At 41.3% G+C, this 22,118-nt stretch carries 18 protein-coding genes, 1 tRNA gene and 2 pseudogenes; all 21 read right to left on the minus strand.

Annotated elements, in window-relative coordinates; translation table 11 throughout:
• Positions 1 to 38 precede the first annotated feature (38 nt).
• The 21 genes and pseudogenes from B7699_RS04990 to B7699_RS05090 all read right to left on the minus strand — a co-directional run bounded on the left by B7699_RS04990 (position 39) and on the right by B7699_RS05090 (position 22,115).
• Positions 39 to 110: transfer RNA gene (locus tag B7699_RS04990), tRNA-Arg, on the minus strand.
• A gap of 66 nt (positions 111 to 176) precedes the next feature.
• Positions 177 to 1,163: a GMP reductase gene (locus tag B7699_RS04995; RefSeq protein ID WP_020901437.1), complete on the minus strand. Its 987-nt coding sequence runs from the start codon at positions 1,161 to 1,163 to the stop codon at positions 177 to 179.
• Positions 1,164 to 1,363: 200 nt separating this feature from the next.
• Positions 1,364 to 2,143: an L-threonylcarbamoyladenylate synthase gene (locus B7699_RS05000; RefSeq protein ID WP_084927324.1), complete on the minus strand. Its 780-nt coding sequence runs from the start codon at positions 2,141 to 2,143 to the stop codon at positions 1,364 to 1,366.
• A gap of 24 nt (positions 2,144 to 2,167) precedes the next feature.
• Positions 2,168 to 2,761, minus strand: a complete 594-nt coding sequence (gene leuD, locus B7699_RS05005; RefSeq protein WP_023933062.1) for a 3-isopropylmalate dehydratase small subunit — start codon at positions 2,759 to 2,761, stop codon at positions 2,168 to 2,170.
• Between the two features lie 9 nt (positions 2,762 to 2,770).
• On the minus strand, positions 2,771 to 4,153 hold the full coding sequence (gene leuC, locus B7699_RS05010) for a 3-isopropylmalate dehydratase large subunit (protein ID WP_084927325.1): 1,383 nt from the start codon (positions 4,151 to 4,153) through the stop codon (positions 2,771 to 2,773).
• 3 nt (positions 4,154 to 4,156) lie between these two features.
• Positions 4,157 to 4,426, minus strand: a complete 270-nt coding sequence (locus B7699_RS05015; RefSeq protein ID WP_084927326.1) for a DUF1294 domain-containing protein — start codon at positions 4,424 to 4,426, stop codon at positions 4,157 to 4,159.
• Positions 4,423 to 5,460 (minus strand): 3-isopropylmalate dehydrogenase, encoded by a 1,038-nt coding sequence (gene leuB / locus B7699_RS05020; RefSeq protein WP_084927327.1) that lies wholly within the window; start codon positions 5,458 to 5,460, stop codon positions 4,423 to 4,425. Before leuB ends, B7699_RS05015 begins: the two co-directional genes overlap by 4 nt.
• A gap of 11 nt (positions 5,461 to 5,471) precedes the next feature.
• Positions 5,472 to 7,034, minus strand: a complete 1,563-nt coding sequence (locus B7699_RS05025; RefSeq protein WP_084927328.1) for a 2-isopropylmalate synthase — start codon at positions 7,032 to 7,034, stop codon at positions 5,472 to 5,474.
• 313 nt (positions 7,035 to 7,347) lie between these two features.
• On the minus strand, positions 7,348 to 8,004 hold the full coding sequence (locus B7699_RS05030) for an MmcQ/YjbR family DNA-binding protein (RefSeq protein WP_084927329.1): 657 nt from the start codon (positions 8,002 to 8,004) through the stop codon (positions 7,348 to 7,350).
• A 43-nt stretch (positions 8,005 to 8,047) separates the two neighbouring features.
• Positions 8,048 to 8,680, minus strand: a complete 633-nt coding sequence (locus B7699_RS05035; RefSeq protein ID WP_084927330.1) for a copper homeostasis protein CutC — start codon at positions 8,678 to 8,680, stop codon at positions 8,048 to 8,050.
• A 92-nt stretch (positions 8,681 to 8,772) separates the two neighbouring features.
• A complete protein-coding gene (locus tag B7699_RS05040; protein ID WP_001237214.1) occupies positions 8,773 to 9,132 on the minus strand; it encodes a YbaN family protein in 360 nt (119 codons plus the stop codon).
• A gap of 105 nt (positions 9,133 to 9,237) precedes the next feature.
• Positions 9,238 to 11,325: a type I DNA topoisomerase gene (gene topA / locus B7699_RS05045; protein WP_084927331.1), complete on the minus strand. Its 2,088-nt coding sequence runs from the start codon at positions 11,323 to 11,325 to the stop codon at positions 9,238 to 9,240.
• A 269-nt stretch (positions 11,326 to 11,594) separates the two neighbouring features.
• Positions 11,595 to 12,443: a DNA-processing protein DprA gene (gene dprA, locus B7699_RS05055; protein ID WP_084927332.1), complete on the minus strand. Its 849-nt coding sequence runs from the start codon at positions 12,441 to 12,443 to the stop codon at positions 11,595 to 11,597.
• A gap of 87 nt (positions 12,444 to 12,530) precedes the next feature.
• Positions 12,531 to 13,220 (minus strand): sugar phosphate nucleotidyltransferase, encoded by a 690-nt coding sequence (locus B7699_RS05060; protein ID WP_000643965.1) that lies wholly within the window; start codon positions 13,218 to 13,220, stop codon positions 12,531 to 12,533.
• Between the two features lie 11 nt (positions 13,221 to 13,231).
• The gene (locus B7699_RS05065; RefSeq protein ID WP_000791828.1) at positions 13,232 to 14,110 is read right to left on the minus strand and encodes a DMT family transporter; all 879 of its coding nucleotides are present in this window, start codon (positions 14,108 to 14,110) and stop codon (positions 13,232 to 13,234) included.
• Positions 14,100 to 14,969: a choline kinase LicA gene (gene licA, locus B7699_RS05070; RefSeq protein WP_084927333.1), complete on the minus strand. Its 870-nt coding sequence runs from the start codon at positions 14,967 to 14,969 to the stop codon at positions 14,100 to 14,102. Before licA ends, B7699_RS05065 begins: the two co-directional genes overlap by 11 nt.
• A gap of 16 nt (positions 14,970 to 14,985) precedes the next feature.
• Positions 14,986 to 16,008, minus strand: a complete 1,023-nt coding sequence (locus B7699_RS05075) for a ribitol-5-phosphate dehydrogenase (protein WP_084927334.1) — start codon at positions 16,006 to 16,008, stop codon at positions 14,986 to 14,988.
• Between the two features lie 4 nt (positions 16,009 to 16,012).
• A pseudogene (locus B7699_RS05080) lies at positions 16,013 to 16,718 on the minus strand (IspD/TarI family cytidylyltransferase).
• Positions 16,719 to 17,069: 351 nt separating this feature from the next.
• Positions 17,070 to 17,195 (minus strand): annotated as a pseudogene (locus B7699_RS09450) (Nramp family divalent metal transporter); the annotation flags it as partial.
• 217 nt (positions 17,196 to 17,412) lie between these two features.
• Positions 17,413 to 20,589 (minus strand): carbamoyl-phosphate synthase large subunit, encoded by a 3,177-nt coding sequence (gene carB, locus B7699_RS05085; RefSeq protein ID WP_084927335.1) that lies wholly within the window; start codon positions 20,587 to 20,589, stop codon positions 17,413 to 17,415.
• Between the two features lie 446 nt (positions 20,590 to 21,035).
• Positions 21,036 to 22,115 carry a carbamoyl phosphate synthase small subunit gene (locus tag B7699_RS05090; RefSeq protein WP_084927336.1) on the minus strand — a complete coding sequence of 360 codons (1,080 nt, stop codon included), beginning with the start codon at positions 22,113 to 22,115 and terminating at the stop codon, positions 21,036 to 21,038.
• Between the last annotated feature and the right edge of the window lie 3 nt (positions 22,116 to 22,118).

The following is a 22,118-nucleotide window of genomic DNA, read 5'->3' on the forward strand; positions in this document are numbered from 1 at the left end:
TCTTTTATATTTCTACTCAGACTCCTGAGCTATTTACATCCACCCTGAGGGAATCGAACCCCCATCTCAAGAACCGGAATCTTACGTGATATCCATTACACTAAGGGTGGAAACTTGTTTTATTATAACAGAAATTTGCTCTAATAACAAGTTTTTTTCTAGCCGGATAGCCCGTCTTAGTGGGAAGCATCCCCATTCCAGATAGAGTTTTTCACGATAACATAATCAACGTGTTTAAGGTCAGCAACCTGACGTCCACCTGCATAGGAAATCGCACTTTGAAGGTCTTGTTCCATCTCAGTTAAAGTGTCTTGCAGATGACCTTTGGCTGGAAGCAAGATGCGTTTTCCTTCGACGTTTTTATAAGCACCTTTTTGATATTGTGAAGCTGAACCATAGTACTCTTTGAACTGTTCGCCATCGACTTCAATCGTGTTCCCTGGACTTTCGATGTGTCCTGCAAAGAGGGAGCCAATCATAACCATACTAGCACCAAAACGGATAGACTTAGCAATATCGCCGTGAGTACGAATTCCTCCATCAGCGATAATCGGTTTACGTGCAGCCTTGGCACACCAGCGTAGAGCAGCCAATTGCCAGCCCCCTGTACCAAAACCAGTCTTGACCTTGGTGATACAAACCTTACCAGGACCGATTCCGACCTTAGTAGCATCCGCACCAGCATTTTCAAGTTCACGCACGGCTTCTGGTGTTCCTACATTTCCAGCAATAACAAAAGTATCTGGTAATTCTTTCTTGATGTGTTGAATCATAGAAATCACGCTATCCGCATGACCATGGGCAATATCAATCGTGATGTACTCAGGAGCATCAGCCTTGAGCTGGCTGACAAAATCATACTCATAATCCTTAACACCGACAGAGATAGAAGCAATGAGCCCTTGCTCATGCATGCGCTTAATAAAAGGAATACGTCCTGCCTCATCAAAACGATGCATAATGTAGAAATAACCACCTTTAGCCAGTTGCTCTGCTACATTTTCATCCAAAATCGTCTGCATATTAGCTGGCACAACAGGTAGTTTAAAGGTGTGATTTCCTAGAGTGACACTTGTATCCGCTTCTGCACGGCTTTTAATCACACATTTATTTGGGATCAATTGAATATCTTCGTAATCAAAAATTGGAAATTCATTTAACATATCGATGTCTCATTTCTTTTGTAATGACCTACCTATGCTCTCGCATCACTACGCCTTTCCCGACGTTTCCTTAGTTCATTATAAACTAAAGTACAGTTTTTGTCAAATAATGTTATAAATTAAAATATATTGTTCGGATTTTATGATATAAACAACAAAAGAAAGAAGAGAGATTATTTTCTCCCCACTTCTTCTACATTCTAATAATACTCTCCCTGACGGTAGTCCCATGAGTTAAAGGTGTCTGACAGGTGCATCATAATCTTATCAATGTCAAGCCCTTTGCGGATTACAACTGGAGCTGGTGAAGTTGAACGTGCTTCTCCTTGTTCTGGGATGAGTTTGCCGTCTTTATCGACCATAGAGACCATCACACCTTGCTCGTAGCGAGTTTCAATCGTTTTGTCAGGTTGGATAGATGCAACGTAGTCGTCTGCCTCGATAACAAGGTCAACTGCCCCTTCGATGCGTTCTCCGATACCTTCTACCTTACCACGGTTTCCTTTTCCAGATGGGTTAGCTGATGAGGCATAAACCATCTTGCCTTCTTCCCAAAGTTTGGCAGCCAATTGTTCACCAGCTTTCCCAAACTTGATAACGAAACAGCTAGTACCACGCACGTCAGTCATCAGCTCTTCACGACCATCACCGTATGCTTTGAGTTTTTCAAAAGCTTCTGGTTTCCAAGGAAGGATACAACCAAGAAGAATATCTTCATCCCAATGTTTTTGGTAGAAGGCTTCAATTTCTGGGTTGAGTTGTGCTAAGGCGCGAAGCTCATCCATGCTACCACAGAGAACAACACCTGGTTTGTTACGGTTACGTTCTTTGGCTTCAAACTTACGTTCAAGACCAGCCTTATCGCTAGTCATGATTATGTAACCAACTTTTGTAGGGCAAACGATACATCCGCCCTCACCTTTTAAAATATCATAGCCTTCTTGTGAAAGTGTTCCGTTCCATTGAATGTGTTTTGTCATAGTTCTATTTCCTTTTCTATTTTTCTAATCCTGCCAGTAGGCTGGTCGTTGTTTTTCATAAGCAGCAATCAAATCTTCATACTGCAAGGTAATACCGATATCATCCAAACCATTTAAGAGTTTGTGTTTCCACTCGCTATCAATTTCAAAAGTGAATTCTCCAACTGGTGAGATGATTTTTTGTTGTTCCAAGTCCACAGTTACCTGGTCACTTGGTTGTAGCTGAGCTAGTTTCTCTCGAACCTCTCTGGGCTGAACAATAGGCAACATGCCATTATTGAGTTCATTATTGTAATGAATATCACCGAAAGATCCTGCAATCACGACCTTAAAACCATAGTCCGCTAAAGCCCAAGCTGCGTGTTCCCTCGAAGACCCTGCCCCAAAGTTATCCCCTGAGATGAGAATACTAGCTTTCCGATATTCAGGTCGGTTAAAAACAAAGTCTGGGTCCTCAGTATAGAGATCGTCCAGATAACGCCAAGCATACATGAGATACTTACCAAAGCCTTTTTTATCAATTAACTTTAGAAACTGCTTGGGAAGGATTTGGTCGGTGTCAATGTTATCATTCATAAGAGGAACGGTCGTTCCTGTATAAACTGTGAATTTCTCCATATCCTCTCCTTACTGGGCTTCTGGCATTTGCCGAACATCTACGAAGCGTCCTGCAATAGCTGCCGCAGCTGCCATAGCTGGACTACAGAGATGAGTCTTAGCACCAAAGCCTTGTCTGTCTTCAAAGTTACGGTTGCTGGTTGAAGCGCAGTGGACACCATCTGGTACCTTGTCAGGATTCATCCCTAGGCACATAGAGCAACCTGGGTCTCTCCACTCAAAGCCAGCATCTAGAAAGACCTTGTCCAAGCCCAACTTCTCAGCAGCTCGTTTCACAGGACGAGAGCCTGGAACCACGATAGCCGTTAAGTTAGGAGCTATTTTCTTTCCTTTGACAAATCGCGCAGCCAGTTGCAAGTCGCTGAGACGAGCATTGGTACAAGAACCGATAAAGATATAGCCTAGTTCAATATCAGCTGGCTTTTGACCAGGCTCCAAGTCCATGTAATTGTAGGCTCGTTCATCATTCATATCCTTAATTTCTGGGAAACTACTGTCAAAGTCAACGCCCATAGCAGGATTGGTGCCCCAGGTTACCATGGGAGCCAAGTCTGAGACATCCATCTGGATGACCTTATCGTAAACGGCATCATCATCACTGACAATTGTTTTCCAATCCGCCACAGCCAATTCAAAATTCTCTGGAACACACTCGCGTCCCTTGAGATAATCATAGGTGGTTTGGTCCGGATTCATGATTCCCATCTTGGATCCAAACTCGATGGACATATTGCAGATAGTCATTCGCTCTTCCATGCTCAGTGCATCAATTGCCTGTCCCCGATATTCCACTACATAGCCGACACCACAGGCAACACCGTACTTGGCAATCAAGGCGAGAATGTAATCCTTGGAATAAACTCCTTTTTGAGGAACACCAGTGAATTCTACCAGCATTTTCTTGGGTTTAACCTGCCAGAGGGTCTGTGTCGCAAAAACATGCTCAACTTCACTGGTCCCAATTCCAAAGGCGATAGCTCCAAATGCTCCGTGGGTTGCCGTATGGCTGTCTCCACAGACTATGAATTTTCCTGGTTGGGTCCTTCCTGTTTCTGGACCAACCATGTGAACGATTCCTTGCTTTTCAGAACCGTGGGCAGCATGTTCGATCCCAAATTCCTCAACATTTTCAGCCAGCTTATCAATTTGTGCCTTAGAAATGACATCTCTAATATCGTAGATATTGACTGTCGGGACATTGTGGTCAAAGGTTCCAAATGTCAATTCTGGTCGTCTCAATCTACGACCTGCGTCTCGTAATCCTTGAAAAGCCTGAGGGCTGGTCACTTCATGAATATAGTGCTGATCCACATACATGAGTTGGGGCTGCCCCTCTTCTCCTGTGATGACATGACGGTCCCATAATTTATCAAAAATCGATTTTCCTGCCATCCATTACCTCCAAATAAAATATAAGGCTACTAGTGTGGACACCATTCCGAGAAACCAAACTGTTTTAAAATACCATTTTCGAGTCTTGTGGTGAAAGATGATTCCTGCTAACCAGCCCCCAAAACCACCACAAGTAAAAGCTAAAATAAGTAAGATTTTCTCAGGGATGCGCCAAACTCTTCTCCTTGCCTTAGATTTGTCAATACCATAAATCAAGAAAACCATGACATTCCAAATCAAAAGGACTAGAGTAATTTTTTCGTCTAACTTCATAACCTTGCAATAATAGCTTCCGTCATTTCCTTAGTCGAAGCCTGTCCACCTATATCTCTTGTTAAAATGCCAGCCGCTAAACTAGCTTCAACAGCACGCTCAATACGCTCTGCATCCTCATAACGACCAAAACTATCTCTCAACATCATGGCCACTGATAAAATCATGGAGATAGGATTGGCAATGCCTTGACCAGCAATATCAGGTGCTGAACCGTGAATAGGTTCATAGAGACTTGGTCCATTTTCAGAATGACTGGCTGATGGCATAACTCCAAGTGTGCCAGATAGAACGCTTGATTCATCCGAGAGAATATCTCCGAAAAGATTTTCTGTCACGATGACATCAAACTTAGCAGGATTGGTAATCATGAGCATGGCAGCTGAGTCCACCAACTGGTGCTCCAAGGTCACATCTGGGAAATCCTGTGATACCTTCTCAGCTACTTTCCGCCAGAGTTTTGATGTCGCTAGAACATTTTGCTTATCAATACTAGTAACAATTTTTCTGCGATTTCTTGCAATTTCAAAGGCCTTACGAATAATCCGCTCTACTTCCTCATAGCTATAGTCGTTGATATCACGCGCTTTTCGCTCTTCAAGAATATGATCTCCAAAGTAAATCCCGCCTGTCAACTCACGCACTACGACAAAGTCTACACCAGCAATTCGTTCCGGTTTGAGTGGTGACAAATGCTTGAGACTGTCAAAGATTTTTACAGGGCGAATATTAGCGTAAAGATTGAGTTCCTTACGGAGAGCTAACAAGCCTTGTTCAGGCCGAACCACTGCTCCATCATACTGAGGACTACCGATAGCCGCTAGGAGAATGGCATCTGCTTCACGACATACCTTGAGGGTTTCATCAGGTAAGGGATGCCCTGCAGCATCGATACCTGCACCTCCAAAAGGTCGTCTATCAATCTCATAGTCAAAACCTGTTTTTTCAGCTAGCGCTTCCAGGACTTCTAACCCAGCCTCCATGATTTCTGGGCCAATTCCGTCCCCTGCTAGAGTTACTATTTTCTTTGTCATAGTTTTCTCCTTTACACACTAGGCATATCGCGATAGGAAACGCTACGTCCCATCTCACCAGCATTCTCTTTTTGAACAAAGGTATTGGCATTGATGTAAGCAATAGCCGAAGCCTTCAACACATCGAAATCAAGACCTGCTGCGTTAAAGATGGTTTCTGTATCTCTGTTTTCAACAGTGACTAATACCCGAGCCTGGGCATCAATTCCATCTGTCACGGCATCAATGGTATAGGACACCAAGCGGACGGATTGATTGAAGAATTTGTCAATAGCGTTGAAGATAGCCTCAACAGAACCTTGTCCTGTCGCATTAAATTCGACTTTCTCACCATCCATATTAGCCAGGCTAACAAGCGCTTCAATGTCATTATCTGCATGGGTTTGCAGTTGTAAATCATCAAAGTGGAAGCCTTCTGGGTTTTCAACCATAGTTCCAGCGACCAGCGCTCTAATATCTGCATCTGTGATTTCTTGCTTCTTGTCTGCCAGCGCCTTGAACTTCGCAAAGAGTGGTTTGATATCCTCTTCTGTAAAATCTAGGGCCAATTCTCTTAGTTTCTCAACAAAGGCATGGCGACCAGACAATTTTCCAAGCGGAAGACTATTACTCTTAACACCAACCAATTCAGGGGTGATAATCTCATAAGTAAGAGGATTTTTAAGAACTCCATCTTGGTGAATACCAGATTCGTGAGAGAAGGCATTGCCACCGACCACAGCCTTGTTTTTAGGAACTGGGATACCTGAGAAGCGAGAAACCATTTCTGACGTATTGATGGTCTCATTTAGGACAATACTGGTTTCTGCTTGGTAGTAATCTTGGCGAATATTGAGGGCTACTGCAATTTCTTCTAAAGCAGCATTTCCAGCTCGCTCCCCGATACCATTGATGGTTCCTTCGACCCGTCCTGCCCCATTCTTAACAGCAGCAAGGCTATTAGCTACTGCCATTCCGAGGTCATCATGACAGTGTGGTGAATAGATAATCTGACGATCTGTCTTGACATTCTCAATCAAGTATTTGAAGATAGCACCGTATTCCTCTGGTGTGGTAAATCCTACCGTATCAGGGATATTGATATAAGACGCCCCTGCATCAACCGCTGTTTGAACAACTTGCAAGAGGAAATCCAACTCTGTTCTGGTCGCATCCTCTGGAGAGAACTCGACAACCTCAAACTTAGAACAGGCATAGTAAACATGCTCACTAATTGCTTCCAAAATCTCTTCCTTGCTCTTATTGAGCTTATACTTACGATGAATCGGACTTGTAGCAATAAAAACGTGAACTTGTGGATACTTGGCGTCCTTGAGGGCCTCATAACAAGCATCAATATCAGACTTGACCGAACGTGCCAAACCAGTCACCGCCGTTTTCTTCAAGACCTTAGCAATCTCCTGCACTGCCGTAAATGAGTCTGGGCTAGCCGCTGGAAAACCAGCTTCGATGGCTGAAATACCCCATTTCTCCAGCTGTCTTGCTATGGCAATTTTTTCCTTGATTGAAAAGTTAACACCTGGTGTCTGTTCTCCATCCCTAAGGCTGGTATCTAGAAATTCAACTGTTCTCATAAGATTTCCCCTTTTCCAAATGTGGTTTTAAAAAAACATCTCGCTTAGAAGTCCAAGCGAGATGTTGATTCACTCCCGCTTGGTAAGCCAAACAGGACTAATGCTTTTTGCACTAGACCGAGTACCTCAACAACAAAGCGAATTGATTAAACTTAGCTGTTTTCATATTTGACTTTCTCCTTCGTTTGATATCTTGTTTAGTATTTTAGCATAGGCAAAAGTACTTGTCAAGAAAAAATCCAATATTTTCTGAAAATTTCTTCAGTAAAGAATATTTTGCTAATTGAAAGTTCTTGAAAAATCTTGAAATGTTTCATTTTTTAGTGGTTAAGTTCCAACTTTTTTCTATCAATTCCAGTACCATTTCATCTGACAAAGTATCATCAAGGGCCGCACTAATCCAGTATCGTTTATTCATATGAAAAGCTGGATAAATGCCCTTTTTTGAAAGTAAGTCAGCTACTTGGTCATGTTTGAGGTTGACTGCTTCCACCTGTCCTTCTCTGCCCTTTTCCAGCTTATCCCAAGAGATTTTCATCAAGACGGCATACCACTTTTTATTGCCTTCATGTCTTAACACTGCCGTATCAGGCGATTTCTCCCACAAATACTCCAACTGATTACCATACTTTTCCTGAACTTGAGTCATGATTCGCTTAGTCTGAGGGCAGATAAAATCCTGTACCTCAAAACAAGCCTTCCGAATCTGGTAGAGAATCTCCAGACAAGCCTCACGGACACTTGCAACAAAACTTCCTGTCATACTTTCCATATGAACTTGAGGATAGAGGTCACCAGTCTCCTGGTCAAAGACTTGAAAACTCACATTATCAGTAGTGATGGACACAGTCATGACAAAGTCATCCTGCAAAATTTGGCAACTATAGGTCCACACTCCACCATTTTCTACAAAACCATAATCATGAGCCTTTTCTTGATTAAACTGATAGGATTTAAAAATTTCAAACATAAGTGAAAACTGCTACCCAAAGCTAGCAGTTCCTTTCTATTTTTTAAAAGACAACCTTGGTTCCGTGCAATTGTGTCACGCCCAGTTGGTCAATAAAGGTTTGACGGTTGTCAAGGTCAATCCCCCCACCTGGTAGAATTTCAATCTTACCTTTAGCATGTTCCAAAATTCTGTGATAGTGAGCAAAACGTTTCTCTAGTGAATCGCCAGACACACCAGCACGAGTTAGGATACGAGTGACTCCAGCTTGACTAAGCCAGTCAATAGCTTCCAGTTGATCATCATCACTCAATTCATCAAAGGCCATGTGAAAGACAATTTCCATACCTTTTGATGCCGCAATTAACTTTTCAAGATTAGGCTTATCCAACTTCTTATCAGCAGTTAAAGCCCCAAATACAACCCCTTGACTTTCAGCCTGAGCAGTCAATCGAATGTCTTCTAGCATGATTGCAATTTCCATATCATTATAAACAAAGTCGCCACCACGTGGACGAATCATGGTCATGATGGTCGTATCGTAGTTAGCTGCCAATTCAACCGCTGCCTTGGTCACTCCATAGCTGGGCGTTGTCCCACCAACTGCTAGATTGTCACAGAGTTCGATTCGACGAGCTCCAGCCTGCATCGCTTTTTCAAGCAAGGTCACATTTTCAGCACAAAATTCGTAAATCATTTGATTCTCCTTGAAGATTACTTTAAATTTATTATATCATATTGTTGTGAATATGCTTTCAATTTTATCAAGGCAAATAACTACTATTTTAACTATTCTTTGTCTGGAATGACCTTGAAGAGATAATAAGTGATAAAGATGGTCAAGGCTCCTAGACCGATTTTGACTGGTAAAAGAGGGGCAAAATAAATGGAAATTCCCATCAAGATGTAGATAGATACGATGATTTTTTTCTTACGTTCACGGGCAATAGACTTAGTCTCGCGAAAATCAGCTACATATGCTTGATAGAGCTTGGTATGATAAAGCCAATCTTCGAAGCGCTTGGAACTTCTTGAGAAACAAGCAATAGACAACAAAAGAAAAGGCGTTGTAGGCAACAAGGGTAAAACTACCCCAACAATAGCCAAAGCCAGTGATAAAAAACCAATTATCAAATAGATAAGACGCATAACTTCTCCTCGTTAAAATAATCTTCTTCTAGTTTCGCATACAATGGTGAATTTTGTCAAGCTCCAACCAAAAAGAGCCTGAAATTCACTTTCAGGACTCTCCTCTTATTTAATCTTTTCTTCTTCGTAGTCACCCTTGCTACAAACAACCTGCTTGCCACCACCACGGACTTTTTTCTCCATGAGGAAGTTGCCACATTTTGGACAGTCACGACCAACAGGCTTATCCCAAGAGGTAAACTCACAGTCTGGATAGCGATTGCAACCATAGAAAAGGCGATTACGTTTTGTTTTACGCTCAATAATCTGTCCCTGATGACAACTTGGACACTCAACACCGATTTCTTTCACGATTGCTTGGGTATGACGGCAATCTGGGAAATTGCTACAAGCGTAGAACTTACCAAAACGACCAAGTTTAATGACCATTGGACTGCCACACACTTCACAGTCAAATCCAGCTGGTTCATCCTTGATTTGGATTTTTTCCATTTCTTCTTCAGCCTTGGCGACTTCTTTAGAGAATGGTTTGTAAAAGGCGTCTATAACACGTTGCCACTGCTCTTTTCCGACTTCGACATCATCCAGTTTGCCTTCCATTTCAGCTGTAAAGGTCACGTTTACGATATCTGGGAAATATTCAACGATGAGCTTATTAACAATTTCTCCCAACTCTGTCGGTTCAAAGCGTTTGGCTGCAAGGCGAACATAGTAACGTTTCTGAATAGTTTCAATGGTTGGCGCGTAGGTTGACGGACGTCCAACCCCATTTTCCTCCAAGGTCTTGATCAGTGTCGCTTCAGAATAACGGGCAGGCGGTTGAGTAAAATGTTGCTCTGGTTTGCTATTGACCTGTTTGACCACATCTCCAACAGCCATATCTGGTAACATTTTATTCTTGTCAGAATCATTATAAATGGCAAGATAACCATCAAACTTAACCTGACTACCATTAGCAGCAAATTGGACCCCATTTTGAGACAATTTAACAGCCATGGTATCAAAGACAGCGGCTGTCATCTGACTCGCTACAAAACGATTCCAGATAAGGGTATAAAGCTTGAGCTGATCCTTGTCCAGATACTTAGCAATACTTTCAGGTGTATTAAAGACGCTAGACGGGCGAATCGCCTCATGGGCATCCTGAGCTCCAGAAGCATTTTTAACCTTGCTACCATGCTTAGAATACTTGCTACCAAAACGATCCGTAATGAAACTTGCTGCTTCGTTCTGCGCTACTGGACTGATACGAGTCGAATCGGTACGCATATAGGTAATCAAACCTTGAACACCAGAACCGATATTAATTCCTTCATAGAGCTGTTGGGCAACCATCATGGTTTTTCGAGTACGGAAATTGATTTTATTGGCAGCATCCATCTGCATAGATGAAGTGGTATAGGGTAAAGGAGCATTGCGTTTGCGCTCTTTCTTATCCACCTGATCTACTGAAAAGTCTTTACTAGTCAGACGAGACAAGACTTCCTTGACCTCATCATTGCTAGTCAATTTCAGCTTTTTGCCATCCACTCCATAGAAGGAAGCCTGAAATTGCTTGGTTCCCTTTTTAAAGACACCATCAATTGTCCAATATTCTTCTGGTTGGAAGGCATTAATTTCATTCTCACGGTCAATGATTAACTTAAGCGCAATAGACTGAACGCGCCCTGCTGACAAGCCCTTCTTGACCTTCTTCCACAAAATAGGAGAAATCGAATAGCCTACCAAGCGGTCCAGGACACGACGAGCCTGTTGAGCATCGACCAAGTCCATATTAATCTTGCGAGGTTCTTTAAAAGCATTTTTGACCGCATCCTTGGTGATTTCATTGAAGACCACACGGTTGGCATCATTTTCATCTAAGTTGAGAATGTGAGCCAAATGCCAAGAAATCGCTTCTCCTTCACGGTCCGGGTCACTCGCCAGAAAGACTTTATTAGCTTTTTTGGCTTCTTTTTTCAAGTCATTGATAAGAGGCCCTTTTCCTCGGATATTGATATATTGCGGTTCATAATTATTTTCAATATCGACGGACATACTAGATTTCTTCAAATCACGGATATGGCCGACACTGGCTAAAACCTTGTAGTTTCTGCCTAGATATTTCTCAATCGTTTTGGCCTTAGCAGGCGACTCCACGATTACTAGATTTTTTTTAACTGTTGATTTTTTCTTTTTTGTTGCCGTAGCCACAGTATCACACCTTTTCAAAGTAATAAACTTTATAAAGTGTAAACCATTTTGCCATAACTGTCAAGACTTAGCTCCTATATATAGAAGAAAAGTTTATCTAGTAAGCGAAATTTCGTCTTATACTCAATGAAAATCAAAGAGCAAACTAGGAAACTAACCGCAGGTTGCTCAAAGCACTGCTTTGAGGTTGCAGATGAAACTGACGAAGTCAGTAACCATACCTACGGCAAGGTGAAGCTGACGTGGTTTGAAGAGATTTTCGAAGAGTATTAAAATTCAAATTCCGCAAGAACATCCTTCCCACTGGTGACCAATTTTGCCCCTTCTTGAATCAAATGATGGCAACCGTCTGATAGTCCATCTAAAATGCTACCAGGAATTGCAAAGATATCGCGCCCTTCTTCCATTGCTCTCTCACAGGTAATCAGACTACCTGAACGCATCTTAGCCTCTGCTACAATCACACCACGACAAAGTCCAGCGATGATGCGATTACGGGCAGGAAAATGAAATTTTAGAGGTTGTTCGCCAGGTCCATATTCACTGAGAACCAGATGCTCATTGCTGATGTAGTCTTGCAAGCGTTTATTGGCTTTAGGATAAAACACATCCAGACCTGTTCCAATCACTGCAATGGTTTTTCCGCCATTCTGGAGAGCTGCCATATGAGCTGCTGTATCAATACCCTTGGCTAAGCCACTGACAATAACCAGTTCATTTTCCAAGCCTTTAATGACTTTTTCAACTGACTTAGCTCCCTGTTTGCTACAAGCACGACTGCCCACAACTGCTACCTTAGGAAATTTCAAGAGGTCAAGATTTCCCTTGTAAAATAAAAGCACAGGCGCATCGTATATTTCACTTAAATCCCAAGGATAACAGTCGTCTAAAATAGAGAAAGATGGAAATTTTTGAAACTCCTTCTCCAAATGCTTATCGTCTATCTGAAAATAACGTTCCATAAAAACAGCTGGATTTCTGCAACCTGATATATCTGCAATATCTCCTAACAACAGTTCTTGATCGACATTTTCACCGTATTCTAGAACGTTTAAAATCTGTTGATTGCTCAAACCTGATTTTTTCAATTTATAGATTTCATAGTTTGTGATTTTCATAAATATCTCCATTTCTTTTTCTACTCATCTATCTATTCGTAAAAAATCAAAAAAACATCCGACTATTTTAGCCAGATGTTGGAATCTTTAATTTTCGTTTTTAAGAATTTCTTCTAATTTATGATAGTCTTGGACACTATCGATTTCATAGATACTATTGCCTTCTAATTCTTCAACATAGACATCCAGCTCTTTGATATTATCCTTAACCATATTGTCCCAGTAGAGATCAACAAATTCACCACTTGCATAAGCCTTGTCAATAAAGCTGACAATCTTTTCTGCAGTTGGAGCATCCCAGAAGGATACACCACTAAGGATGCGACCTGCCTTGCTATCAACAATAATGTCTTGAACTTTGTAGTCATCGCCATAGACTAAGAACCATTCATTAGTACAATCTTCACGATAGACACTAAAATAAGTCGAACGTGTCAAATCATTGCGGAACATATTTTTAAAGAGATAATTATCGGCATCAATAACATAGCTGTTAGCTAATTCTTCTTTTACAAGATAGAGAGAGTAAAAGTTATTGTAGTCAGCGTATTTATCATTGAAGACGAGGCGAACACCATATTTCTCTTTTAAATAATCGAATTGTTCTTTAAGGTAACCAACGATGATGATGATGTCGTTAATTCCTTTTTCTTTGAGAAACTCAATTTGGTATTCAATCAGGGGTTTTTGATTAACCTGAACCAAGGCTTTAGGGGTATTTTCAGTCATAGGACGCAAGCGAGTTCCCAAGCCCGCTGCTAAGATGATGGCTTTCACACGAATCTCCTTTATTCTTTAATAATAATATAAACTCCAGCAATAACGACAAGTGACGTAATAATTGTCAACATATCTAGCGGTGCACCCAAGAAAACAACTGCAAACAAGACTGTCCATACTACATAGCTCACGTTAAGACCTGTAGCCTTGGCTGGTTGCAAGCGATTGATAGCGATATAATAAGCCAAGTAGGAAATCATATCAAAGGCTGCAAAGACAATCATAAGACCTAACAATTGTCCATTAGCTACTTCTGCAAATGACTGATGAGAGAAGAGCACAATCACAAGATAGGACAAGAATGAAGTCACTTGACGGATTAAGAGGGCTTCGATTTCACTCAATTCACTTTCCATAGCAAAGGAGCTAAGAACACTCTCACTTCCCCATGCAATAGCACAAACCAAAGCACAGAGAATACCAATGTAGAAGGAATTGACCTGTTCAACCTTATAGGTCTGAGCAATAATCCCTGCAATAATCAAGACAATCCCAAACACAGTATTTTTCGAAATCTTGTGCTTCAAAAAGAAGAAAGCCAATAAAACTGAAATCGCAGGATAAATAGCCGATACAGATGAAGCTAAAGAACTACCGATATACTTAACTGCATAAAGATTGGCCTGCATACCGATAGGGCCTGCTAGCAAGGCTCCGATGATCACACTAACATTGCGAATATTTAAGAAAATTGAGAGACGAACTTTTCCTTCTTTTACCAAGAGAAAAGCTAGTAAGATAAAGATACTCAAGAAATCGTGAGCAGCGGCTACCACAAAGGGCGACAAGTCAGTAAAAATTGAAAAGATATAAGCACTAATTGTCAGACCCAACCCCCAGAAAATACCTGAGAGTAGACCAAAAGAAACTCCATTTTTATTTTTCATCTGAACCTCCATAATAGGACAAACCTTTGACAGCTCTTTGGTAACGATTCACACCATAGTCACCAAAATCTGCACCTTGCTCTTCTTTGTAGACTGTCCATAGACTCCAAATAGCATCTTGCAAAATTTTATAGATTGCAATCTTTTCACGAGAGACAGGTGTTTGCTCACTCTCATAGTGAGATAAGAAAGCTTCTTCCTCTTGGGAAGTGAATTCAGACTCTAAAAAGAGAGCAGCCAAATCCCACATTGGATCGTTCATTGATGAATATTCCCAGTCAATCAGATATAGACGTCCTTGAGGTGATTCGATAAAGTTTTCAGGTACCAAATCGATGTGACAAGATTTTCTGTCAACACCTAAGTCAGCCAGTCTTTTCTCTAAGGAGAAGACTTCTTCTCGAACTGCTTCATAGTTAGCATACGGGATTTTTTCTTCAATTAAGGATTCGTATTTTTTGATTTCTTCAAAAGGAGCAAATTCTCCCCTTAATTCCTTACCAGATGCATGAATGGTTTGTAATATTGGAGCAATTTTGTCAAATTTAGTCTTGATTGACCTTGAATCAAGCGTAATCGCAGATTCGATATACTCATTTACTTTGATACCAGCTTCAATATCAAAAAGATAATTTCTTACATCTAAGTCTAAATCCTTTAGTAGTTCAAGATTGTACTTTTCATCTTGACGATTGATCAGCTTTTCTGTCCCTTTACCAAAGAATTTAACAATGTATTGCTTATTTGTTGTTTTGACCAAATAGTTTTGATTGGTCATTCCCCCCAGTTGTTCAACACTGAGGACTTCCTCTTCTTGACTAAGTAGGGATGAAATTTTTTCTTTAATGATTTTCTCCACAATTAACCTCCAGCACTTATACTTCCCACTTAAACACTGTTTTAAAGGCTGTGTTTAAATCGGTCGCAAAGACACGGTGAATATCTTTAATTTCTCTTACAGGTTCTTCTAGATAAAGGATATTTTTAAGACGATTGGCAAATTTCTTGACTTCCATCATTTGGATTGCATTTTCAAAATCAATGCGACCAGAACGAGAGGACCCAACCAAGAGCAAGCCCTTTTCTAAGGCATCACGAGTATTGAGATTGACTTTATATTCGCTAACTCCCATCATAAGAATCGTTCCCTGAGGACGAATGTAGCGAATCAAGTCATTAATGGCTGGTCCAGTACCATCACCACCACAACACTCAAAAGCGTGGTCAAAGGCCAAATCTTCAGGAATATTGTCAGTGATATAGCATTCTTTGGCAAATGAGAAGAGTTCCAACTTTTCCCAATGACGACCAATAACAACAATCTCTGCTTCTGGCAAAGTATAGTTGATAATATTGGCAACCACAAATGCTAAACTTCCATCTCCGATAACGGCAATTCGGTCCCGCTTGCTATGAGCAAGGGTCAATAGACGATTCATAGCGTGCATACCGACACTGACAAACTCTGTAATGGCTGCAACCGTATCTTCGATAGCATCATAAGCCACCACACGGTCTTTAGGAAGAGAAACAAACTCTCTCATAAAGCCATCAAAGCCACTAGACAAGAAATGAGTCCCTGTCATGTAGTTCTCATAGAATTCTTCATTGCTCTGCATAGGAGGCTGATTAGGAATCATGACAACTTTTTGCCCAACCTCGTAGGTTCCTGTAGGGTCAGAAATAACGGTTCCACATGACTCGTGAATCATTGCCATTGGAAGCTTTTTATTCAAAATCTTCGGATCACGTTTTCCTTGGTAGTAACGCTGATCCGCATGACAGACCGCCATGTAGTTGGGATGGATAAGGATATGATTCTCTTGGTCAATAGCCTCTTTCTGGTATTTGACGTTGATAAACTTGGGCTTAGTCAGTTGACAAATTTGATTAATCATATCGCTAGTCTTTCTCAATAATACTTTTTGCAATCTTCAAATCTGTCACTGTTGAGATTTTTAAGTTTGAGTATTCGCCCTTAGCCAAGGCCACATCTTTTCCTTTGATTACAAAGATCTTACATGCATCTGTCAAGATTTCCTTCTCTTCAGCAGAGAGAGCCGTAAAGGTCCATGAAGTCCTTGCAACGGAATGTTTGAGGTGTTTGTCCTTGATAGAGGTGAGCACGATTTGGAATATCTGTAATGAATTGACCATTAGTGCTTTCAACGATAGTATCAACCGCTTCTACCACTGTGTCCACTGCATCATGATTTTGAGCAAGTTTGATATTGTCCTGAATCATGCGAAGCGTAATGAACGGACGAACAGAATCGTGGGTAACAACGATGTCCTCTGGTGTAAGCGGACGATAAGCATCGATGGCTTCAATGATTTTCTCAATACTCGTATTACGGTCAGCACCACCTTTTGTAATAATGATACGCTCCTTATGAAGAGGTAGATATTTATCTACAAGATCTTCTGCATGGGAAACCCAGTCTCCGTGAACACCAACCACAATTTTTTCAATGCTTGGTTCTAAGACAAATTTTTCAATTGTATGAATCAAGATAGGTCGATCACCTAGCTCTAAAAATTGTTTTGGCAAGTTACTGATTCCCATACGTGTGCCAGTTCCACCAGCAAGAATTCCTGCATAAATCATCTATTTTCTCCTTTGTCTTACTAAAAAAACTTATTCTCTCTATTATACCACAATCTAGTCCTATCATGAAAGAAATACCGGCCCTCCTGTTCTAGAATAGGAGGATTAAGCAGTTCCATTATTCAAAGAAACTAGTCCATTTCTAGTAGTGACTAGGAATTCTGTAGTCATTACTAATAAATGGCTGTGAAATTTTAGAGTTCTTCAGAATAATATAGTTTTCTTAAAGAAAGCTTAAAATAAAACTTTGAAACTCCAAAGTGATTGCTTGGCTTACTGCCCTTCATTTCTTATTAGCTAACTTTATGATATAAATACGAATGGGCTCAGGACAAGTCTTTAAAATAAAAAATAACCAACTGCCACAAGAGCTCCAGAACCTAAAAATGCTTTTAGATTTTGCCAAAAATGATTGTTATTCGGAGTTTCAATAGATTGATTGATCTCAGAAAGAGAGACCTTTTTGTAAGAAGACATCGGAATATTCACTTTCTAATCTTGTCTTTGCCTATTTTATTAATGGAGTTTTGAAAATATAATGAAAATAATTTCCTATTTCCAATTTATTCTTATTATATCACATTTTGAAATGATTCTTAAGGAAAGCATGATAGTTAAAACAAGCAAGAACAGTATTGAAAAAAACCAGCGTTTTCTGACGCTGGTTTTAAAAATATGAAAAAATTTTTCTCAACTAGATCACTTCTGTGACAAAACTACGGCTTTCCAATACTTTGAGCATGGCGTTAGCTGTATCTAGGGCTGTGAAGAGGGGCACTCCGTGTTCAATAGCTGAACGACGAATCTGCTCACCATCTTCGTCTGCAGTTCGTTTGGTTCCTACTGTATTAATGATAGCTTGGATTCTTCCTTTGCGAACAAAACTTGGAATATCCTTATCATCATCACCAATCTTACCAACAGGTTGGGCTTGCAATCCATGACTGGCAAAGAAGGCTACTGTCCCTTCTGTCGCGAGGATTCCATAGCCAATATTTTGAAAACGACGAGCCAAATCCAAGGCCTCTTCTTTGGCATCATCAGCGATAGTAAAGACAACATTACCAAAGGTTGGCAAGTGTAGGTAAGAAGCTTCAAAGGCTTTATAGAGAGCTTTTTCCAAAGTCGTATCAGAACCCATAACTTCACCTGTTGACTTCATTTCAGGACCGAGCAAGCTGTCTACCTTAGCTAGTTTCGTAAAGGAGAAGACAGGTGCCTTGATATGAACGCGGGTACTTTCAGGGTAAAGTCCATCTTGGTAGCCAAGTTCTTCAAGTTTTTGACCCAGAATGAGCTTGGTTGCTACTTGAGCCATAGGGATATTGGTTACCTTAGAAAGGAATGGCACCGTACGGCTAGCACGTGGATTGACCTCAATAACATAGACTTTTTCATCCTTGATGACAAACTGGATGTTCATCATTCCAAGGCAGTTAAGACCGATTGCTAGGCGTTTAGTATAGTCTGCGATTGTTTCTTGCACCTTTTGCGACAAGGTTTGTGGTGGGTAAACGGCCATTGAGTCACCTGAGTGGACACCAGCACGTTCAATATGCTCCATGATACCTGGGATGAGGACATTTTGTCCGTCTGAAATGGCATCGACTTCACACTCTTGTCCGACGATATAAGAGTCAACAAGAACAGGGTGGTCTGGACTTGCCTTAACCGCAGTACGCATATAAGAGCGAAGGTCTTCTTCGTTTTCAACGATTTCCATGGCACGTCCACCAAGTACATAAGATGGGCGGACAAGAACTGGGAAGCCAATCTTGCGAGCTGCAAGAACTGCTTCTTCTTCATTGGTAGCCGTTTGTCCTGGTGGCTGTGGAATATCCAAATCTTTTAGAGCTTGCTCGAAGAGGTCACGGTCTTCCGCACGGTCTAGGTCAGCTACTTGCGTACCAAGAATAGTCACACCTGCTTTAGCCAATGGCTCAGCTAGGTTGATAGCTGTTTGACCACCGAACTGAACAATAACACCTTTTGGTTGCTCCAAGTCAATGACGTTCATAACATCTTCAAATGTCAATGGCTCAAAGTAAAGCTTGTCTGATACAGAGAAGTCTGTTGAAACGGTCTCTGGATTTGAGTTCATGATAATAGCTTCATAACCAGCTGCCTGGATAGCCTTAACTGAATGAACAGTTGCGTAGTCAAACTCGACCCCTTGACCGATACGGATTGGACCTGAACCTAGAACTAGAACGGATTCCTTATCAGACTTGATAGACTCGTTTTCCCAACCATAGGTTGAATAGAAGTATGGTGTTTCAGAGTCAAATTCTGCCGCACAAGTATCTACCATCTTATAAACAGGAACAATCTTGTTTTCCAAACGAAGTTGGCGAACTTGGTCAGCTGTCGTTTCCCAGAGTTCAGCAACCTTACGGTCTGAAAATCCATTTAGTTTAGCTGTTTTCAGGACATCGACATCCTGAGGATGTGCGCCCAACTCCTGCTCAATTTCAAAGATATGCAAGAGTTTATCCAGATAAAAAATATCAATTTTTGTAAGCTCTGCAATTTCTTCTGGTGTGTAGCCACGACGAATTGCTTCTGATACATAGAAAAGACGATCGTCTTGGGCTTTGACTACTTTTTCAATCAAGTCATCATCTGAAACACTGGCAAGTTCAGGCATTTCATTGTGGTGCACCCCAATTTCAAGGGAGCGACAGGCCTTAAGGAGAGATTCTTCGATGTTTCGACCGATTGCCATGACTTCTCCAGTGGCCTTCATTTGTGTACCCAGACGACGCTCCCCTTTTTCAAACTTGTCAAATGGGAAACGTGGAATCTTGGCAACCACGTAGTCGAGGGCTGGCTCAAACATGGCATAGGTTGAACCCGTGACTGGGTTAATAACCTCATCCAAGGTCAAACCGACGGCAATCTTAGCAGCCAATTTGGCAATTGGGTAACCTGTCGCCTTAGAAGCAAGGGCTGACGAACGCGATACACGAGGGTTTACTTCGATGACATAGTATTTGAAGCTATGTGGATCAAGGGCTAGCTGAACGTTACATCCACCTTCAATCTTGAGGGCTCGAATGATGCTCAAGCTAGCGTCACGAAGCATTTGGTTTTCATAGTCTGACATGGTTTGCGCAGGGGCAAATACAATGGAATCCCCTGTGTGAATTCCGACTGGATCAAAGTTTTCCATGTTACAAACAACCAAAGCATTGTCAGCTGAGTCACGCATCACTTCGTACTCAATTTCCTTGAAACCTGCAATTGAACGCTCAATCAAACATTGGGTAACAGGTGATAATTTCAACCCATTTTCAGCGATTTCACGCAATTCTTCCTCATTGGCACACATACCACCACCAGTACCACCAAGAGTAAAGGCTGGACGAACGATGACTGGGTAACCAATTGTCGCTGCAAAGGCAACAGCTTCTTCAACAGTGTTTACAATTTCAGATTCTGGAATTGGTTGGTTGAGCTCTTCCATCAATTGTTTAAAGAGGTCACGGTCCTCCGCTTGGTCGATGGCAGATAATTTAGTTCCCAGAAGCTCAACACCAAGCTCATCAAGGATACCATTTTTAGATAATTCCATGGCCATATTAAGACCAGTTTGCCCACCGAGTGTTGGTAGCAAGGCATCTGGACGTTCCTTACGAAGAATACGTGTCACAAACTCAAGTGTAATCGGTTCAATATAAACCTTATCAGCAATTTCCTTGTCTGTCATGATGGTTGCAGGGTTTGAGTTAACCAAAACAACCTCATAACCTTCCTCTTTCAACGACAAGCAAGCCTGGGTCCCAGCATAGTCAAACTCAGCAGCCTGACCAATAATAATCGGACCAGAACCAATCACCATAATTTTTTGAATATCAGTACGTTTAGGCATAGTTTATGATACAAAGCCCGTAAAGAACACAGTGAAAATAGGAAACTCGGTGCAGACGCCTTTAGCGTCAAGACGATGTTTATCTTTTTCACACAGTTCTTAGGGCGTGTTCACTTCCGCGAACAATGTATCTTCTCCTTTCTATTCGGCAACTCTCGGGTTGCCATTAAATAAATTCTCCGACGATTTTTTAGCGAAACGATACTTTTCGGTAAAAAATCTAGTGCAGGGAGTTTTTAGTTCGCCTGATAGCGACTAAAAGAAACGACCTGCCTTTCTATTCGTCGCCTCACAGAGCGACATTAAATAAGATACAAAGGACGAATAGAAAGTAATTGAATGTTAGGAAACCAAGAAAGATTGATAATACAAGTTGGTTGCTCTAAATTCCGAGCTTTCCGTCCGTGTTCAGTTACATAAATTCTCCGACGAGCTTTTACTCGTTCTTAGTTTGATTGTTTAAAAGCTTCCATCATCTCGATAAACTCATCAAATAGGTAGCTAGCGTCGTGTGGACCAGGGGCTGCGTCTGGGTGGTATTGAACAGAGAAAGCAGGTTGGTATCTGTGACGCACACCTTCAACTGACTTGTCATTGATTTCTTCGTGGGTGATAATCAAGTGTTCTGGCAAATCCTCACGGCTAACTGCATAACCATGGTTTTGACTTGTAAAATCCACACGTCCTGTAGCAATTTCGCGTACCGCATGGTTGAATCCACGGTGTCCAAATTTCATCTTGTAGGTCTTAGCACCATTTGCCATTGCAAAGAGTTGATGCCCCATACAAATACCAAAGATTGGAATTTTCCCTTGCACACCACGAATCATATCCAGTGCCTGTGGAACATCTTCTGGGTTACCTGGACCGTTTGACAACATAACTCCGTCAGGATTGAGATGGAGAATTTCTTCAGCCGTTGTCGAATAGGGAACAACTGTCACGTTACAGTTGCGTTTAGAAAGTTCACGTAGAATTGAGTGCTTAAGACCAAAGTCCACTAGAACCACGCTCAAACCAACTCCTGGAGCTGGATAGGATGTTTTAGTAGAAACCTGCTTGATATTATCTGTCGGCAAAACTGTTGCTTGGAGCTGGTCCGTCACATGGTCCATACTATCTCCAACATGAGTCAAGGTTGCACGCATCGTACCATGCTTACGGATAATCTTGGTAAGTGCACGCGTATCAATTCCAGAAATACCCGGAATTTTCTTGGCTTTCAAAAATTCATCCAAGGTCATTTGGTTGCGCCAGTTGCTTGCTCTTCGTGCTTCTTCAAAAACAACGACTCCTTTACAAGTTGGAATAATGGATTCGTAATCATCACGATTAATTCCATAATTTCCCACCAAAGGATAAGTAAAGGTCAAGATTTGTCCATTATAAGACTGGTCTGTAATGGATTCTTGGTAGCCGGTCATACCTGTATTAAAGACGATTTCGCCTGTTACATCAATATCTGCTCCGAAGGCCTTGCCTTCAAAAACTGTGCCATCTTCTAATGCTAGAAGTCTTTTTGTCATATT

It is taken from the genome of Streptococcus mitis, from assembly GCF_002096835.1.
Lineage (GTDB): Bacteria > Bacillota > Bacilli > Lactobacillales > Streptococcaceae > Streptococcus > Streptococcus mitis_W.

Coding starts and splice junctions, on each gene's coding strand:
- B7699_RS04995 (WP_020901437.1), bottom strand. CDS start 1,163: ATGTTAAATGAATTTCCAATTTTTGATTACGAAGATATTCAATTGATC.
- B7699_RS05000 (WP_084927324.1), bottom strand. CDS start 2,143: ATGACAAAACACATTCAATGGAACGGAACACTTTCACAAGAAGGCTAT.
- leuD (WP_023933062.1), bottom strand. CDS start 2,761: ATGGAGAAATTCACAGTTTATACAGGAACGACCGTTCCTCTTATGAAT.
- leuC (WP_084927325.1), bottom strand. CDS start 4,153: ATGGCAGGAAAATCGATTTTTGATAAATTATGGGACCGTCATGTCATC.
- B7699_RS05015 (WP_084927326.1), bottom strand. CDS start 4,426: ATGAAGTTAGACGAAAAAATTACTCTAGTCCTTTTGATTTGGAATGTC.
- leuB (WP_084927327.1), bottom strand. CDS start 5,460: ATGACAAAGAAAATAGTAACTCTAGCAGGGGACGGAATTGGCCCAGAA.
- B7699_RS05025 (WP_084927328.1), bottom strand. CDS start 7,034: ATGAGAACAGTTGAATTTCTAGATACCAGCCTTAGGGATGGAGAACAG.
- B7699_RS05030 (WP_084927329.1), bottom strand. CDS start 8,004: ATGTTTGAAATTTTTAAATCCTATCAGTTTAATCAAGAAAAGGCTCAT.
- B7699_RS05035 (WP_084927330.1), bottom strand. CDS start 8,680: ATGATTTACGAATTTTGTGCTGAAAATGTGACCTTGCTTGAAAAAGCG.
- B7699_RS05040 (WP_001237214.1), bottom strand. CDS start 9,132: ATGCGTCTTATCTATTTGATAATTGGTTTTTTATCACTGGCTTTGGCT.
- dprA (WP_084927332.1), bottom strand. CDS start 12,443: ATGAAAATCACAAACTATGAAATCTATAAATTGAAAAAATCAGGTTTG.
- B7699_RS05065 (WP_000791828.1), bottom strand. CDS start 14,110: ATGAAAAATAAAAATGGAGTTTCTTTTGGTCTACTCTCAGGTATTTTC.
- B7699_RS05075 (WP_084927334.1), bottom strand. CDS start 16,008: ATGATTAATCAAATTTGTCAACTGACTAAGCCCAAGTTTATCAACGTC.
- carB (WP_084927335.1), bottom strand. CDS start 20,589: ATGCCTAAACGTACTGATATTCAAAAAATTATGGTGATTGGTTCTGGT.
- B7699_RS05090 (WP_084927336.1), bottom strand. CDS start 22,115: ATGACAAAAAGACTTCTAGCATTAGAAGATGGCACAGTTTTTGAAGGC.